Annotated in this window: 1 protein-coding gene; it reads left to right on the top strand. The window is 55.9% G+C overall.

What is annotated here, in order from left to right:
- Nucleotides 1–379: PDZ domain-containing protein (locus ACNFOC_RS55975; RefSeq protein ID WP_416966522.1), on the top strand; the 379-nt coding region annotated here is incomplete at both ends.

The raw sequence follows: 379 nt of genomic DNA on the forward strand, positions 1-379 counted from the left end.
CAGACCTCGCAGATGGTGGAATACGGCCAGGTGAAACGTGGTGAGTTGGGTATTATGGGCACTGAGCTGTACTCCGATCTGGCGAAAGCGATGAAAGTTGACGCTCAGCGCGGTGCTTTCGTAAGCCAGGTTCTGCCGAATTCTTCCGCCGCGAAAGCGGGCATTAAAGCGGGTGATGTGATCACCTCACTGAACGGTAAGCCAATCAGCAGCTTTGCCGCACTGCGTGCTCAGGTGGGGACTATGCCGGTGGGCAGCAAACTGACCCTGGGCTTGCTGCGCGACGGTAAGCAGGTCAACGTGAATCTGGAACTGCAGCAGAGCAGCCAGAATCAGGTTGATTCCAGCTCCATCTTCAACGGCATTGAAGGTGCTGAGA

The sequence above is a fragment of the Streptomyces colwelliae genome, from assembly GCF_048158785.1.
Taxonomy (GTDB): Bacteria; Actinomycetota; Actinomycetes; order Streptomycetales; family Streptomycetaceae; genus Streptomyces.